The 16,628-nt window shown below is 71.6% G+C and carries 12 protein-coding genes; 6 read left to right on the forward strand and 6 right to left on the reverse strand.

Features of this window, described 5'->3' with window-relative positions:
* Positions 1–155: 155 nt before the first annotated feature.
* Entirely contained in the window at positions 156–4,133 is a 3,978-nt protein-coding gene (gene eccCa, locus IE308_RS14835) for a type VII secretion protein EccCa (RefSeq protein WP_190218335.1), read from the forward strand.
* 147 nt (positions 4,134–4,280) lie between these two features.
* Here eccCa and IE308_RS14840 read toward each other — a convergent pair whose 3' ends face one another.
* Together IE308_RS14840 and IE308_RS14845 are read right to left on the reverse strand one after the other, a co-directional pair.
* A complete protein-coding gene (locus tag IE308_RS14840) occupies positions 4,281–4,580 on the reverse strand; it encodes a WXG100 family type VII secretion target (RefSeq protein ID WP_110631401.1) in 300 nt (99 codons plus the stop codon).
* Between the two features lie 52 nt (positions 4,581–4,632).
* Positions 4,633–4,980 carry a hypothetical protein gene (locus tag IE308_RS14845; RefSeq protein WP_110631398.1) on the reverse strand — a complete coding sequence of 116 codons (348 nt, stop codon included), beginning with the start codon at positions 4,978–4,980 and terminating at the stop codon, positions 4,633–4,635.
* Positions 4,981–5,582: 602 nt separating this feature from the next.
* Between IE308_RS14845 and IE308_RS14850 the strand changes: the two genes are divergently transcribed.
* Genes IE308_RS14850 through IE308_RS14860 form a run of 3 tightly spaced genes read left to right on the forward strand, consistent with a single transcriptional unit; the run spans position 5,583 to position 8,910 of the window.
* Positions 5,583–6,056 carry a hypothetical protein gene (locus IE308_RS14850; RefSeq protein ID WP_190218336.1) on the forward strand — a complete coding sequence of 158 codons (474 nt, stop codon included), beginning with the start codon at positions 5,583–5,585 and terminating at the stop codon, positions 6,054–6,056.
* Positions 6,057–6,067: 11 nt separating this feature from the next.
* Positions 6,068–8,374 carry a hypothetical protein gene (locus tag IE308_RS14855; RefSeq protein ID WP_190218337.1) on the forward strand — a complete coding sequence of 769 codons (2,307 nt, stop codon included), beginning with the start codon at positions 6,068–6,070 and terminating at the stop codon, positions 8,372–8,374.
* Positions 8,371–8,910: a hypothetical protein gene (locus IE308_RS14860; protein ID WP_190218338.1), complete on the forward strand. Its 540-nt coding sequence runs from the start codon at positions 8,371–8,373 to the stop codon at positions 8,908–8,910. The genes IE308_RS14855 and IE308_RS14860 overlap by 4 nt, the downstream gene beginning before the upstream one ends.
* On the opposite strand, the gene IE308_RS14865 is transcribed toward IE308_RS14860, so the two are convergent.
* Genes IE308_RS14865 through eccB form a run of 4 tightly spaced genes read right to left on the reverse strand, consistent with a single transcriptional unit; the run spans position 8,907 to position 14,049 of the window.
* A complete protein-coding gene (locus IE308_RS14865; protein ID WP_229908890.1) occupies positions 8,907–10,004 on the reverse strand; it encodes a hypothetical protein in 1,098 nt (365 codons plus the stop codon). The two genes, IE308_RS14860 and IE308_RS14865, sit on opposite strands and share 4 nt — an antisense overlap.
* Entirely contained in the window at positions 9,995–11,242 is a 1,248-nt protein-coding gene (locus IE308_RS14870) for a hypothetical protein (RefSeq protein WP_190218339.1), read from the reverse strand. The genes IE308_RS14865 and IE308_RS14870 overlap by 10 nt, the downstream gene beginning before the upstream one ends.
* 1 nt (position 11,243) lies before the next feature.
* Positions 11,244–12,473 (reverse strand): type VII secretion-associated serine protease mycosin, encoded by a 1,230-nt coding sequence (mycP, locus tag IE308_RS14875; protein ID WP_190218340.1) that lies wholly within the window; start codon positions 12,471–12,473, stop codon positions 11,244–11,246.
* A 40-nt stretch (positions 12,474–12,513) separates the two neighbouring features.
* The gene (gene eccB, locus IE308_RS14880; RefSeq protein ID WP_110631379.1) at positions 12,514–14,049 is read right to left on the reverse strand and encodes a type VII secretion protein EccB; all 1,536 of its coding nucleotides are present in this window, start codon (positions 14,047–14,049) and stop codon (positions 12,514–12,516) included.
* Between the two features lie 206 nt (positions 14,050–14,255).
* On the opposite strand from eccB, the gene eccE reads away from it, so the two are divergent.
* A complete protein-coding gene (gene eccE / locus IE308_RS14885; RefSeq protein ID WP_190218341.1) occupies positions 14,256–15,638 on the forward strand; it encodes a type VII secretion protein EccE in 1,383 nt (460 codons plus the stop codon).
* Positions 15,638–16,390 (forward strand): hypothetical protein, encoded by a 753-nt coding sequence (locus IE308_RS14890; RefSeq protein WP_373314505.1) that lies wholly within the window; start codon positions 15,638–15,640, stop codon positions 16,388–16,390. Before eccE ends, IE308_RS14890 begins: the two co-directional genes overlap by 1 nt.
* Positions 16,391–16,628 lie beyond the last annotated feature (238 nt).

Below are 16,628 nucleotides of genomic sequence, written 5' to 3' on the forward strand. Positions count from 1 at the left end.
TCCCGGGCTGATTCGCAACTGCTCACACGTCTCACGGGCACCCTACCGCCCGCCGGTGTCGGTGGTTGTCAGTAGGATCGCGCTTCGCGATCGGCGTTCGCCTGACACGGGGCGGCGGACGAAAAATCTCGGTCCGGCAAGGGAATTGGTGCGTAGTGAGCCACATCGTCGTCAAGCGCCCGCCGCGGGCACTGCCGAAGGAAGTGCCCACGGACGAGGTCGTGCTCCAGCCGCCGCCGGAGCTTCCGCGCGGGCAGCAGGAGGGCGCGCTGATGCAGCTCCTTCCCATGCTCGGCATGGGTGGCTCCGTGGTGTTCTTCTTCAACCCGCAGGCCCAGCCCTTCATGAAGATCATGGGCATGGTGATGGTGGCGTCCACGATCGCGATGGGCATCTCGATGCTGGTGCGCTACCGCCGCGGCAGCCAGGGCCAGATGGCGGATCTGCGCCGTGACTACCTGCGCTACCTGTCCCAGACCCGGCGCGGTGCGGTGGAGACCGCCAAGGCGCAGCGCGACGCCCAGTACTACCTGCACCCTTCACCCGAGCAACTGTGGGCGCTGGTCGCCGAGGGCAGCCGGGTGTGGGAACGGCGCACCGGTGACGAGGACTTCGGGCAGGTCCGCGTGGGCCTCGGCCCGCAGGCGCTGGCCACTCCCCTGATCCCGCCGCAACTGGGCCCGGTGGACGAGCTGGAGCCGCTGACCGCGGGTGCGATGCAGCGGTTCCTGGCCACGCACAGCACGCTCGACGACCTGCCGATGGCGGTGTCGCTGCGCGCCTTCTACCACGTGACCGTCAGCGGGGAGCCGCACACCGTGCGCGGCGCGGCCCGTGCGCTGACCGCCTCGCTGGTCTCGCTGCACTCCCCCGAGGACCTGGTCGTCGCCGTCGCCACCGGGCGTGAGTCGGCGCCGGAGTGGGAGTGGGCCAAGTGGCTGCCGCACGTGCAGGCACGCGGCCTCGCGGACGGCGCGGGCAGCATGCGGCTGATCTCCACCGACCCGATGGAGCTGGAGGACCGGCTCGCCACCCGGCTGCAGGGCCGGCCGCGGTTCCACCCGGCCGGGCCGCCGGTGCCCGAGCAGCCGCACCTGGTCGTCGTCCTCGACGGTGTCTCGCTGCCGCCGACGTCGCTGCTGGCGACCCCCGAGGGCCTGCAGGGCGTGACGATCGTGGAGGTCGTGCCGGGCGACCTCACCGCGGGCCACGGCGACCTCTCCATCGTCGTACGGCCGAAGGAACTGCGCCTTGAGTCGGCGCACGGCATGGTCTACGAGGGCACGCCGGACGTGCTGTCGTACGAGGCCGCCGAGGCGCTGGCGCGGCAGCTGGCGCCGCTGCGGATGGCGTCGGGCGGTGACGACAACGACGAACCGCTGCTGGCCAACCTGGAGTTCACCGATCTGCTGAACCTGGGCGACGCGGCCTCGGTCGACCCCAAGCGGACCTGGCGGCCGCGCTCGCAGTCGGAGCGGCTGCGGGTGCCGATCGGTGTCGGCGAGGACGGCCGGCCCGTGATGCTCGACCTGAAGGAGGCGGCGCAGGAGGGCATGGGCCCGCACGGCCTGTGCGTCGGCGCGACCGGTTCCGGCAAGTCGGAGCTGCTGCGCACGCTGGTGCTGGGTCTCGCGGTGACGCACTCCTCGGAGACGCTGAACTTCGTGCTCGCCGACTTCAAGGGCGGTGCGACCTTCGCGGGCATGTCCCAGATGCCGCACGTGGCGGCGGTCATCACCAACCTGGCCGACGACCTGACGCTGGTCGACCGCATGGGTGACTCCATCCGCGGTGAGCTGAACCGCCGTCAGGAGATGCTGCGCGACGCGGGCAACTACGCCAACATCCACGACTACGAGAAGGCGCGCGCGGCGGGCGCCCCGCTGCAGCCGATCCCGTCCCTCGTCCTCGTCATCGACGAGTTCAGCGAACTGCTCACCGCCAAGCCGGACTTCATCGAGATGTTCGTGCAGATCGGCCGTATCGGCCGCTCGCTCGGCGTGCACCTGCTGCTGGCGTCGCAGCGGCTGGAGGAGGGCCGGCTGCGCGGTCTGGAGACGTATCTGTCGTACCGGATCGGTCTGCGGACGTTCTCCGCGGCCGAGTCGCGGGCGGCGCTCGGTGTGCCGGACGCCTACGAGCTGCCGAACGTGCCGGGTTCGGGCTTCCTGAAGTACGGCACGGACGAGATGGTCCGGTTCAAGGCGGCGTACGTCTCCGGTGTGTACCGCTCCAGCTCGCAGCAGGCCGCCGCGCTCGGCGGTCCGCTGCCGGTGGACCGGCGGCCGGTGCTGTTCACGGCGGCCGAGGTGCCGGTGCAGTACGCGGCGGTGCCGCAGCAGCGGCAGGAGGCGCAGGCCGAGGAGAAGGACGACGCGCTCGCCGACACCGTCCTCGACGTGATCGTGCGGCGGCTGGAGGCGCAGGGTCCGGCGGCCCACCAGGTGTGGCTGCCGCCGCTGGACAGCCCGCCGTCGCTGGACACGCTGCTGCCGGGCCTCGCGCCGGTGCCCGGCCGGGGCATGACGCAGCCGGGGTACGAAGGCGCGGGCCGGCTGGTCATCCCCGTCGGCCTCGTCGACAAGCCGTACGAGCAGCGGCGTGACCCGCTGTGGGTGGACTTCGGCGGCGCCGCCGGTCATATGCAGATCCTCGGCGGTCCGCAGTCCGGCAAGTCGACGCTGCTGCGGTCGATCATCGCGTCGTTCGCGCTCACCCACACCCCGCACGAGGTGCAGTTCTACGGCCTCGACTTCGGTGGTGGCGGTCTGTCGGCGGTGGCCGGTCTGCCGCACGTCGGCGGGGTGGCCTCGCGTCTGGACCCGGAGAAGGTGCGGCGTACGGCGGCCGAGGTGTACGGCGTGCTGACCCGCCGCGAGGAGTACTTCCGCTCGGCGGGCATCTCCTCCATCGCCGAGTACCGCACGCGCCGGGCGCGCGGCGAGATCTCGGTGACCGACCAGCCATGGGGCGATGTGTTCCTGGTCATCGACGGCTGGGGCAACTTCCGCACGGACTACGAGGCGTTGGAGCCGATCGTCCTGGACATCGCGGCGCGCGGCCTCGGTTACGGCATCCACGTGATCCTGACGGCGTCGCGGTCCATGGAGGTGCGCTCCAACCTCAAGGACCACCTGATGAACCGTCTGGAGCTGCGGCTCGGCGACCCGATGGACTCCGAGTTCGACCGCAAGGTCGCGGCGAACGTGCCGACCGGTGTGCCCGGCCGCGGCCAGACCCCGCAGAAGCAGCACTTCATGGCGGCGGTGCCGCGCATCGACGGCCTGTCCTCCGACACCGACCTGGCGGAGGCCACGCAGGCGCTGGCGGCCGAGGTGACCCGGCACTGGCAGCAGCCGGGCGCGCCCGAGGTGCGTCTGCTGCCGCGCTCGTTCCCCGCGGCGCAGCTGCCGCCGGGCAACCGGTTCCCGGACCGCGGCATCTCCTTCGCCATCGACGAGGACAACCTCGAGCCGGTGTTCGTCGACTTCGAGCAGGACCCGTTCTTCCTGGTCTTCGGCGAGAGCGAGTCCGGCAAGTCCAACCTGCTGCGGCTGCTGATCAAGGGGCTGGCCGAGCGGTACGACGGCAACGACTGCAAGCTGTTCGTCATCGACAACCGCCGCTCGCTGCTGGGCGTGACCCCGCCGTCGCACCTGGCGGAGTACGTGCCGATGTCGAATCAGATGCAGCACCACATGGACGCGCTGGCGGACCTGATGCAGCGGCGTACGCCCACCGCGGACGTGACGCCGGAGCAGCTGCGGGACCGCAGCTGGTGGCGCGGGCCCAACGTGTTCGTCGTCATCGACGACTACGACCTCGTCTCCACGTCCAGCGGCAACCCGCTGGCCGGTCTGACGGAGCTGCTGCCGTTCGCCCGGGACGTCGGCGTGCGGTTCATCATCGCCCGCTCCACGGCCGGCGCCGGACGCGCCGGGTACGAGACCTTCATGCAGCGCATCAAGGAACTCGGCGCGCAGGGCGTGGTCCTGGCCGGTGACCCGAACGAGGGCGACCTGCTCGGCGGCATCCGTCCGCGCCCGATGCCCGCGGGCCGGGGCGTGTTCGTGTCGCGCAAGCGGGGCCGTCCGCTGGTGCAGGTGGGTCTGGTGGAGGACCAGCGCGTCTGACGGCGCGTACGTACGCGAAGGGGCCGTACCCGCGGTTGCGGGGGTACGGCCCCTTCGTTGTCGCTCTCGCTCCCGCCGACCGGGAACGGCGACGGGGTGGACGCCTCCCGCGCGCGTCCACCCCGTCGGTGCTCAGGTACTGCCGGCCTACTGGAAGTAGGAGGCCGCCTTCTTGTCGCCGGCCATGTACTCGCCACCGGCCTGGTGCACGACGTGGCCGATGCCGGTCAGGGCCTGGTGGATGTCGTTGGCTTCCTTGTCCCAGCGCTGCAGCTTCTCGTGGAAGGTGCTCTGCGCGTCGCCGGCCCAGTACTCCTGGCTCTGGACGACCATGCGGCGCAGCTCCGCGAGGTCCTGCTCCAGGGCCTTGGCCTCGTTGCCGATCGAGGTCGCGGCCGAGTCCAGGCCGTCGTACGTTACTTGCAGCCCGTCAGCGTTACGGCTCATGCCTGCCTACCTTGTCTCGCTCGTGTGTACCTGGGGATGACTGCTGTGCGGCTCAGTAGGAGCTGAGCGCGGACGGCGGGGTCGTGGCGGCGCCGTCACGGACGTCGATGCGGGCCGCGGCGGCGCGCACCTCGTCTTCCTTGCTGTCCTTGATGTTGCGCGTCTTGGTCATCGCGTCGATGACCTGTCCCAGGATGTTGCCGATGTTCTGGATCGACTCGTTGATCTCGATCTGCTTGCGGTCGAACTCGGCGCGACCGATACCGTGCCACTGGCCCTCAAGGCTGTCGATGACGCCCTGGAGGCGGTGCACCCGCTTCAGCGTGGCCTCGTACTTCTCGTACATCTGCTTCTGAAGCGAGATTACTGCGGCATCTTGGAGCTTCTGCGAGCCGGCCATGACCAGCCTCCTGCCTTTCCTGTGTCTGATGTTGGACCCTGGTCCGACGGATGACCGCCGGTGCCCCGTCACCGGGAAGCCGGGCCCCTGGTCGATCTTCGCGTTGCCGTGCCACCCGCTGAAGCCCCTTGCCCGGCTTGTGACGAGGCTGATGCGAAAGGCGGGCGGGCCGGTTCAGAGCTGTGGCGGTCCCTCAGCCGGTGCGGTCGCAGGCGCTTGCCTCGCCATGCCGTCTGCGAGCATGACGCTCCTCCCCGTTCTCCCCGTGCGGTCACCAGGCCGAAGCCCGGCCGTGACCGTTCATCCTTCGCCGTACGATCGCAAAGCGGGCCGCGATCGACAACGCGATTACCACTGTAGTCAACCGGGGCAACGGCACCAACAGAGGTGTGCCCGAACTCCTTTGGCAGACCGGTACGGACGCCATGGATGGCCTGATTTGCCGGTTCGCCGGGGCGGATCGGCCGGGATCTTCATGGAACTTCCACAGCCGGCCGATCACGACTGTGCGGCACCACCGGCCACGGGCGTCACACCTTGCTAGCGTGCTGCCCGTTCCACGGTCACAGACGCACACCAGGCACACGGGGAAGGTCCTGCACATGGCATGGGACGAGTGGGAGCAGATGAAGGCGCAGGCCGCCCAGCGGCAGTCGACGCGGATGCGCCTCAACCAGCTGCCGGCCGACGGGGGCGGAGGCGGGGGCGGTGACCTGGTCGTGCACCAGGACGACCTGGGGGCGGTCGGCCACGACGCCTTCCTGCTCTACGACAGCCTGCGCAAGGAGGCCGACATCGCCACGGCCGGTGCCTCCGGCGGCGGCGCGGGCTCGACCGGGCAGGCCGGCGCCCATCTGAAGTCGCACAACTTCGCCACGGGCGCGGCGCTGGAGAAGACGGTCGAGGTGTGGTCGTCGCAGCTGAAGTCCGTACTGCAGGCCTGCGCGCACATCTCGGACCACCTCGACTACAGCCAGAAGCGGCACGCCGAGGACGACACGCGGATCGGGACGGTGCTGCGGGCCGCGGACGGCTCGGCCGTGTCGGTGTCGCAGCTCGACGGATACTTCAAGTAGGGGGACGTGCGGTGGCTCTGACCTACACCGACCTCGTACAGGTCGATCTCGGCAAGCTCGGCTCCGCGGTGGCCGACTGGAAGAAGACCGTCGACGGGCTGAAGAAGGCGGCGGAGAGCGCCGTCCAGGGCATGCAGGCCAAGGCCGACCGGGCCCGGTGGGCCGGCGTCAACGCGACGGTGACGCGGGAGTTCATCGGCAAGACGGCCAAGGAGATCGGCGACCTGCACGCCGAGGCGAACAGCATCTACCAGGTGCTCGACGACGGGCACACCGAGCTGGTGGCGCTGCAGAAGCAGCTCAAGCAGGCCGTGGACGGCGACGCCGCGGGCCTCGGCGTGCGCGTGGAGGACAACGGCGACGGCACGGTCCGCTGCTTCTTCCCGCATGTGCGGGGCGACACGGACGAGCGGACGCAGGAGCAGCTGGACTCCCGGCAGGCGCTGGAGAGCCGTATCAACCAGATCCTCGCGCACGCCGCCGAGATCGACTCGTCCGTCGCCCGCGCGCTGGAGAAGAGCCACGGCAACGACGCGCACGACGCGGGGCACGCCGCGTACGAGTCGCTGAACGACGCCGAGTCCGAGCGGGCCGTCGAACTCGCCCGCAAGGGCCACAAGATGACGGACGCGGAGCTGCGTGAGCTGAACGAACTGCTGCGGTACAACTCGGCGGAGAAGGACGGGGAGTTCGCGACGCAGTTCTACCAGGGGCTCGGCGGCCCGGAGAAGGCGCTGCAGTTCTACGCCGACATGTCCATCGACGGCACGGACCCCGACGCGACGAAGACCCGGCTGGCCGCCGTGCAGGACTTGCAGAAGGTCATGGGGTACACGCTGGCCAACGCCACCGATCCCGACCACGCCCACCACGTCCCCGACAGTTGGGCGGCGGAGTTCCGGCGGCTGGGCACCAAGCCGATCGGCTGGGAAGCCGGGCAGATGAACAAGCCGTACGGCTACCAGGTCCTCGGCGGGCTGCTGCGCTACGGCAACTACGATCCCCGCTTCCTCACCCCGATCGCCGAGCACGTCACGCAGCTGCACAAGAAGGACCCGTACTTCTTCCTCTCCAACAAGCCGGGCGGCTGGCCCGACAGCTACGGGTTCAACCCCTCGGGCGGGCTCGGCAGCGGCAACGATCCGCTCAACAGCGTCCTGGAGGCGCTCGGGCACAGCCCGGAGGCGTCGGAGAAGTTCTTCACGCAGCCGCCGACCGCGTACAACGAGGACGGCACGGTCAAGAAGGACGGCAAGCCCGGCTTCGACTCCTACCTGGATCTGTTCACCGACAAGGACTTCGAGTGGACGATCGACACCAATGACAACAACGTCCTCGCCGACGAGGACAAGACGAAGAAGGCGCTCACTTTCGGCCCGGAGGCGCTGGGGCACGCGCTGGAGTCGGCGACGACCGGCCGCCCGTACGACAGTGACGACACCGCGGACGCCATCAAGCACACCGAAGCGCGGGCGGGCCTGGTCCGCGACATCGTCGACAAGTTCGGCGAGCACCCCGAGCTGATCCGGCACAACGAGAACGGTGACATCGACGAGGAGTCGGGGCCGCTGTACGCGCTGCGGGGCAGTCTCGGGGACATCACGGCGGAGTACATGGGGGACTTCCAGCGGGCCATGTACCGGGAGGATCCCAGCAGCGAGCTGTTCCCGACGTTCGGGGCGGCGGCGGGTCTGGACTCCGACCATGTCGCCCGCTTCCTGGGGGAGGTAGGGCAGGACCCGGACGCCTACGCGACCATCACGACTGCGCAGCAGGCCTACACCACAGACGTCGTCGGTCGCGTCATCAACGGCGACAGCCAGTCCACGGCGTCGCTCGACGGGCGCGTCCAGTCGGCGGTGGCCCCGGGATCAGCGATCGCGGGCATCATGAGCGACGCCCGGGCCCACGCGATCTACGAGTACCACACGGCCTCCGACAAGGAGTACAACGAGGCCGCAGCCGACAAGCAGAAGTGGGTCGACCGGATCCTGGGCATGGGCATCGAGACGGTCGGCGAACGCGTCCCGATCGCCGGAACCGCTCTGGGATGGGCTTCGGAGGACATCCAGGAGTCCATCATGAAGAGCATCGAGAAGGACACGACGCCTGAGGCGCAAGCGGAGGCCGGCACGGAGTACACGCGCGGCCGGAACGCGGCCATCGACTCCGCCGCAGCCGCGGTCGATCACGCGCTCGTGAACAATCACCACATCAATCCCGACACGGCCGACGATCTGCGGCGTGCCGCCCGCGACCAGGCCGGTGTCAGCCACACGGACGGTGCCCAGTGGAAATCGGAGAGCAGTGGCGGATGACTTCCAGGCGCTTCCTCGCAGTCGGTGCTGTGCTGCTCTTCGCTGCGGCGGCGGGCGGGTGCTCGTCCGGCGAGCCGGAGCGGGAGTTCACGGTGCCGAAGGCGCTGTGTGGTGTGTCCGTTCCGGCGGATGCGCTGGCGCGGCTGCTTCCGGCGGCCGGCAAGCAGCTTTCCGTGGAGCGGACCGACGGTTCGGCGCAGGGGACGGGGCTGTGCGAGGTCTCGGTCGACGGTGAGGTGGTGCTGATCGTGAGCAAGGAGCGCATCACCGTCGGCCGGTCGGCGCAGAGCATCCTGAGCCAGCGTCTCCACGTGCTCGACCAGAAGTCCGCGGAGGGCGGCTCCGTCGCCTACGTGGACCATGCCGCCGTGTCCCTCGTGAAGTGCCGGGGCGCGAACGTGGAGGAGGAGGACATCAGCACCCTGATCCAGACGTTGAAGCCGGGCCGCAAGGACGAGGCCGCCATGAGGGAGTTCGTCTCCGGCTACACCGCCTCCCTCAAGAAGCAGCAGCCCTGTCTGAAGAAGAACGGCTAGGGCGTCGTCGGCGCGGCGCAGCCGTGGGCCGTCGCCGCGCGCTCGGCGAAGGCTCGCAGGGCCTGCCGGGCGTAGGCCTGTTCCGCCTCCGTCGGGCGGGGGGCGTCCCTGGGGTGTGTGCGCTGGATGAGGAACAGGGCGCGTTCGCGGCCGTCTCCCGGGCAGGCGGCGGACGCCCAGTAGTCGGCGTCGTCGTTCAGCCGGCCCTTCGGGGCGTCCGCGGGGGTGGGGGCTGAGTCGTAGCGTCTCTCCGCGTAGTAGGCCCTCTCGCGGGCCGCGTAAGGGCCGAAGAGGGCCTGCAGGGTGTAGCGCTCGTCGGCGTAGTCGTCGTCGCCGAGGAGGCACCGCTCGACGGGGGCGCCGGCCCGGGCCGTCTCGCGGGCCGTCGTGACGCCGGGAGCCGTGGGGACGCCCGCGCAGGTGCCGGTCGTGCCGGTGAGGGGTTCGTACTCCTCCCAGGTCACCGGGAGGCCGACCGTGCGGATCCGGGGTGCGCCGAGCCGGGTCTGGCAGCCGTAGGCGTCGGCCGCCTTCGCCGCCGTGCCCGTGGCGATACGGGTGTAGGCGGGGCGGTCGGCCGGGTCGTCGAGGGTCGTGCCGAGTTCCGTGCGGACCGACACCACCAGGCCAGTGACCGGCTTGCCCGTCGCCGTCTTCGCGCTGCTCCTGGCGCAGGTCAGGGAGAGGGTCACCGTCGCCTTGCCGTCCTCGTCGTCCCCCGCCGCGAAGAGGCCGGACCAGCCGCTGCCCACCGGCACGGCCAGCCCGCGGGCGGACGGTCCGCCGAGGTCCGGGAGCGGGTCCCGGCGGCCCGGCTCGCCGGTCCGCGTGGCGTCGACGATCTCGACCCGGGCGCTCCGCCCGCCCTCGGCGGTCACCTCGCAGGAGTCACGGTCGGTGCCGGAATCGGTCTCGACGTCCAGCCGGCCGTCGCCCAGCACCGCGCGCACGTCGGCCACGGCGAGCATGCCACCGCAGGCGCGGGCCAGTTCGCGGTCGTTCTGGCCGTACAGCCAGAACACTCCCCCACCGGCCAGCAGGGCCGCCGCGGCGACCGCCGCGATGCCCACGGTCCGCTTGCGGGTCAGCGCCACTCCTCCACCTCCCCGAGCAGCTTCGTGTCATGGCAGTGCTGGGCCTTCGGCCAGCCGTCCGGCGCGGTGAGATAGCCCGTCATCAGCCGGCTCACCGCGCGGGAGAGCCCCGCCCGCTCGGCGCGGGTCAGGGTGTGCCCGCCCAGCTCCGGGTCGGCGAGGTGGGCGAGGTTCGGGCGGATCGACACCCGGTGGTACGTCGTCCCGGCGGCGCATTCGGAGCGCGCCCACAGCGCGAGCGCCGCGTCCTCCTCGGTGAGCGTGTTGTCGGAGCGGTCGTCGAAGCCGGGGGAGCGGCCCTCCTCGCGGTAGTCGCGGTACGCCTCCGCGCCCAGCTCGCCCGCCCAGCTCGCCGTGTCGAAGGCGAGCGGCTCCAGGTCGGCCGGCTGCGGGTCGGCCAGGCCGCCGCCCGGGTCGGTCCGGCGCTCGCCGCCGCACACGCTGAGCAGGCGGGAGTCCTGGAGGTCGCCGGTGACGGTCCAGGTGCCGGGCAGCGGGGCGGAGCCCTTCGCGGCCGACCAGGCGCACTTCCGCACACCCCGGCCGGGCTCGTCGACGCGGATGTCGTCGTAGTCGCCGGAGTCGACGGGGCCGCCGGCCGCGTCGTGCTCCTCGTACGTGTCGATCACCCGGGTGGGCAGGGCCGCGGGGGCGGTGCCGCAGTGCGCGCGGGACGCGATGCCGTTCGCGACGGCGACCGCCACCCGGAACTCGGCGCGGGCGGACGCCTTCTCCACGCCGACGCCCACATACAGCTGGGTGGCCTTGCGGGCCCGCCCGGTGATGCCGTTCGGGCACTCGGCGACGATCCACAGCCGCTTGTCGTCCGCCAGCCGGCCGGTGACGCCGGGGGCCTCGTGGCCGGGGGTCAGAAGGTCCTCCGTCTTCACTTCGAAGGGGAGGCGGTTGACGAGCGTCGTGGCCTCGACGTGGAGGCCGCCGCGGTCCTTCCAGTCCAGGGTGCAGTTCAGCAGGGACCGGCTCTCCTGGCCGGGGTCCAGCAGGGTGCCGTACTCGTCGAGTTCGCCGCGTACGTCGTCCGGGACGCGGTCGCGCAGGTCGGCGTACGGCAGCAGACCGCCGCACGCCCGCTTCAGCTGGGCGGCGTTGGCGGCGCGGTGGCCTCCGTCGTCGTCCCGCGTCAGCAGGGTCACGCCGACGGCCGCCGCCACGGTCAGGGCGAGGGCCCCGGCCAGGGGCAGCCGCAGACGCGGCGGGATGCGGGACAGGGTCGGCACGTCAGCCACCGCCCAGCCGCGCCCGCCGCCTGCGCGCGTCCCGTACCGCCACCGCCGTGCCGCCCAGGCCCGCGACCAGGACGAGGCCGCCGACGACCACGTAGGTGGCCAGGCGGGTGTTGCGTTCGTCGGCGGTCTCGCCGAAGTGGACGGGGGCGACGTCGGGGGCCGCGGCGCGGACCACGCCGTTCTCCGGCTTCGGGGACTCGACGGGGTGCTTGGGGTCGACGTCGGTGAGGGCCTTGACCGGGTCGACGACGCCCCAGCCGACGTTGCGGTCGTGGCCGGGGATGGAGCGTTCCGCGGTCTGCTCGATCTGCGCGACGACCTGCTGGGCCGTCCACGCGGGGTACTTGGACTTCAGCAGCGCCGCGACCCCGGCGACGTACGGCGCGGAGAAGCTGGTGCCGTTGTCGGAGCAGTGGCCGCCGCCGGGAACTGTGGAGATCATGTCGACGCCCGGTGCGGCCACGCCCACGAAATCTCCCGCCTGGGAGAAGGAGGCGCGTTCGTTGTTGCGGTCGGAGGCCGCCACCGCGAGGACCCCGGGGTAGGAGGCGGGGTAGGTGCGCTTGACGTTGCCGCCGAGGCCGTCGTTGCCCGCGGAGGCCACGACGACCACCTTCCTGTCGAGGGCGTAGTCGACGGCCTGCTGCAGGCTGGCCTCGGGCGCGACCGCCTTGGCGGTGTCCTGGGAGATGTTGATGACGTCGGCGCCCTTGTCGACGGCGTGCTTGATCGCCTGGGCGAGGGTGCCGGCGGTGCCGTTGCCCTCGGCGTCGTTCTGCTTGACGGGGATGATCGTGGCGTCGGGCGCGAGACCGACGAAACCGGTGCCCTTCGCAGGGCGGGCCGCGATGATGCCCGCCACACGCGTGCCGTGGCCGACGGTGTCGGTCGTGCCCTGGTTGTTGCCCCGGTCGATGTCCTCGCCCTTGGCGTTCTTACGGGGCAGGAGGTTCTCACCCTTGGACGCGTCGACCGCCTTCTTCAGCTGCGGGTTCTTCACGTCGACGCCGGTGTCGATGACGGCCACCTGCACGTTCTTGCCCGTCGACTGGGCCCACAGCTCGTCGAGGTTGACGCGCTGCAGCGCCCACGGGCGGCCCGTGTACGGCTTCGACGGGAAGGTGCACTGGCCGCCGTCGTCGGCCCGCGCGGGGGCGGGCAGCGCGGCCAGCGTGGTGGCCGCCATCGCTCCCGCGACCGCCAGGATCCTTGCCTTCAGCATGAGTTCGTCGTCCTCCGGCCCTCGTGACCCAACGTCTCGCCTACGAGCCCTGCGGCTGGCGGGCCGCCGCCTCCGACAGGCGCGGGCCCGTCGGCAGGAACGTGGACCACTCCGCGGGGACGGGGACCGGGGTCACCTTCTCGTAGCCGAGGCGGGTCTGGGCGATCCTCGCCTCGGCCAGCTCCTGCTTCTTCTGCTGGGCCGAGGTGCCGATGCCCTTGTCGTCGGTGGCGCTGTCGCTGTTGGACTGCAGGGCGTAGCGCAGGCCCGTGTCGGTGACCAGGAAGACCCCGCCGGCCTTGGTCTCGGTGCCCTTGAACTGGCGGTAGAGCTGGCCGGAGCCCGGGGTGACGTAGGCGCTGGAGGAGCCGGTGGGCAGCTGGGCGGGGAACGCGGTGCCGACCCAGGTGGACAGGGTGGTCCGGCCGTCGGCCGCGTTCACCGAACGCAGCACGTTGCAGACGGTGTTGCGGCCCGACGTGGCGCTCGCGCCGTTGTTGACGGTGCGCGGCCGGTACGACGGCCAGTTCTTGTCGCCGTCGAAGCTGGTGCTGTCGGCCACCGCGCCGGGGCTGACCTGCTGGGCCTCACCGGCCTGGCCGACGGCGACGAGGTCGCCGCTGTTGAGCAGCAGGGTCGCGGTGAACTCGGAGATGCGGGCCACCTTGCCGCGCAGGACGACGTAGTACTGCATGACCTGGCCGTCGTAGGCCTTGATGACCTCGCCGACCTTGTCGTACTCACCCAGGGCGGTGGAGGCGTTCGCCTTCTGGCCGGGGGTGCCGTCGGCGGCGGAGAGGGCGGGGATGGCGACCGGGTCACCGGTGTGCAGGGTGTCCAGCCACTCCTTGGAGACGCGCTGCGGGGCGCGGCCCTGGGTGTCGAGGGCCTTGAGGAGTTCCTTGTCCTCGGGGTCGGCCAGCTGGTACTTGGTGCCCTTGGCGTCGACGACGTACTGCGTCTTGCCGTCCGGTCCGACGACGTACATCAGGTCGCCGCCGCCGAGCTTGTCGGCGCCCTCCGTCCTGGACCACTCCTTCTTGGCGAAGACGAACGCCGCCTTCTGGATGGCCCGGCCGCCGTCGCCGGGGCGTTCGCACACCGCCCAGCGCTTGGCGGAGCCGGCCTCGGAGTCGCCGGGCAGGCGGTCGGGGGCGTAGGGGATGCCGATGGTGGCGCCGTGCGGAGGCTTGCCGCTGTCGAGGACCTTCTCGTCGACCGTGATGACGCTGTTCTTGCTCGGGTCCAGCAGGAGCTTGGCGGAGGCCATGTTCAGGACCGGGTGCAGCTGCGTCTGCTTGCCCGTCTTCAGCACCACGTAGCGGGTGGTGGACTTGCTGGCGACGATGACGTGTTCGCCCGGGGTGTCCCAGCCCTTGGGCGCGGTCGGGCTGAACATGCCGATCGCACCGAACACGGCGAGGACCACCACGCCCACCACCAGTCCGGGCACGAGCGCGGACAGCGGCTTGGGCGCGCCCTCCTCCGAGCCGGACGGCGAGGGCTGCAGGAATGACGCGAGCGTGCGGCGCTTCGCGAAGGTGTAGGCGTTGAGTTCGTCGCGCCGTGATGCCATCTGTGTCCGCTCTCTCCCCGTTGCGGAGCCGTGGGGGACCTGTGAAGATCCGTCCCCCGTCCTCGGTTGCCTCTGCTGCCTCGACTGTCAGAGCCGCCCCCTACTATGCCTGTTGCGTGACCGTGCTGGTGGCACGGGTAGGGTGCTCGGGGCGTGACGGGCAGGAGCGCCAAGGGTTTTCGGGAGAGTTCGGGGGTTTTGGAGTGATGGCTTCCGCGACGCGGACCCGGTCGCGATCGCAATCGGGCTCACGATCGGCCGGCCAGCGCCGGTCGAGGGGCCGCGGCGCGGCCTCTCCCGCCCCGCAGGGCACCCCGCCGCAGGCCTCGGCGGCCACCGCGCACCGGGGGCCCGTCACACCGCATCTGAAGTCCCGTTCGGGCCGCGGCGGTTCCTTCGCCGTGCAGCGGCTGGTGCTGCTTGAGACGGCCGCCGCGTTGGTCGTCTGCGGCTGGATCGCCGGTACGTACGTGCTGATCCCGGCCGCGGTCGTCGCCGCGCTGCTCGTCGTCCTCGCCGTCGTACGGCGCCGGGGCCGCTCCCTGCCGGAGTGGCTCGGCACGCTGCTCGCGCTGCGGGCGCGCGTCCGCAGGGCCGCGAGCACACCGGTGCCGCCGGGCACCGACTCCGGGCTCGCGCCCGCCGTGGAGTGCGACCCGAGCCTGCGCACCTACAGCTACAGCCGCGGCGACGACCGCGACCAGCGTCCGGTGGGCATGGTGGGCGACGGCGGCTTCCTGACCGCCGTGCTCCAGGTGGAGTCGGACGCCGGCGCGCTGCGGGCCGAGCGCGGGCGCAGACCGCTGCCCGTGGCCCTGGTGCGGGACGTGCTGGAGGTCGACGGCATCCGGCTGGAGTCGGCGCAGATCGTCGTGCACACCCAGCCCGCGCCCGCGCTGCACCTGCCCCAGCAGTCGGTCGTGGTGAGCAACTACGCGCCGCTGCAGGCCCAGACCGGCTCCCCCGCGGTGCGCATCACCTGGATCGCGCTGAAGCTCGACCCGGAGCTGTGCCCGGAGGCGGTCGCCGCGCGCGGCGGCGGCCTGACCGGCGCGCAGAAGTGCCTCGCGCGGGCGGCGGAGCATCTGGCGAGCCGGCTCACCGGCGCCGGGTTCCGGGCGAACATCCTGAACGAGGAGGAGCTGACGGCCGCCATCGCCACCTCCGCGTGCGCCAACCCGATGGTGACCGCGCAGGCCGCGCAGGCCGGACGTGGTGAGGCGCCGCAGCGGCGGACCGAGGAGTCCAGCCGCAGCTGGCGCTGCGACAACCGGCGGCACACCACCTACTGGGTGCGCCGCTGGCCGCAGTTGGGCGGCGACGGCAGCTCGCTCGCGCAGCTGGTGGCGCAGCTGACGACAGTGCCCGCGCTGGCGACGACCTTCAGTCTGACGCTGGCCAAGGGCGGCCGGCAGGACGTGACCGTCACCGGGCATCTGCGCATCACCGGCCGCAGCAACCAGGAGCTGACCAACGCCCGCCGCGACCTGGAGCGCGCCGCGCGAGCAGCGAAGACCGGCCTGGCCCGCCTGGACCGTGAACAACTCCCCGGTGTCCTCGCCACCCTGCCGCTCGGAGGTGCCCGCTGATGGCCATGACGACCGACACCTCCACCGCCCCGGAACCGTCCTTCGGGGAGCGGCTGCGCACCGGCTTCGGCCTGCTCGGCCCCCGTCATCCGCGGCACACGCTCACCGTGGAGCAGGCGGACACCCTGACCCTGCCCATCGGCGACGACGGCGTGGTGGTCGGCGTGAACACCGAGGGGCAGCCGGCCGTCCTCGGCGTCAACCGGCCCACGCCGTACGACATGGTGCTCATCGGCGGTCTGTGGACCGCGCAGGTCCTCGCGCTGCGCGCGGCGGCGACCGGCGCGCGCGTGGCCGTGGAGACGGGCCGCGCCCAGGCCTGGATGCCGATGGTGCACGCGATGGGCGGCGGGCAGAACGGCCTCGCGGTGTACGACGTCGGCCGCGTGCCGCCGCAGGGCGCCTCGGCGGGTACGCCGGTGCTGGTGGTGCGGGACTGCGGTATGCGTCCGCCGCGCGGGCGCGTGGCGTCGGCGCCCTGGCAGTCGGTGCTGACGCTGCTGCCGTATCTCAGCCCGGTCGCGCCGCGGTTGATGCGGCAGGCCCGGCTGGTGGGCGTGCAGCGGGTGTCGCCCGACGAGGCGGCGGAGATCGGCCGGGTGCTGGCGCTGCCCCGCCCCGAGATCGACTCGCTGCCCTCGCTCCAGGACGGCGTCACGCTGTGGTGCACGGACCGGGACCGGCAGTACGTGATGACGCAGGCGACGGACGCCGAGGTCGGACTGCTGGGCGTGGCCCGCCGGATGGACTGAGCCGACCCCGACCCGACCCCAACTCGCCCGTTTCTGTCCGGATGTGAGCGCTATGGCTCGCTCATGCCCGCCTGGGCACCCCTGTTGAGGGCGCCGATCGTCACGGTTTGGTGTACGTGTGGTGTACGCGTGTCGGTGCCTGACCGGTTCCGCGCCGGTGTGTCACGCCGGACGGACGGGAAACGGGTGGGCGGGCCTGCCGGGTCCCCGGCTTTCGTGATTAGGCTGGGGCAGGGCA

Source organism: Streptomyces griseosporeus, from assembly GCF_014656055.1.
GTDB classification, from domain to species: Bacteria; Actinomycetota; Actinomycetes; order Streptomycetales; family Streptomycetaceae; genus Streptomyces; species Streptomyces griseosporeus.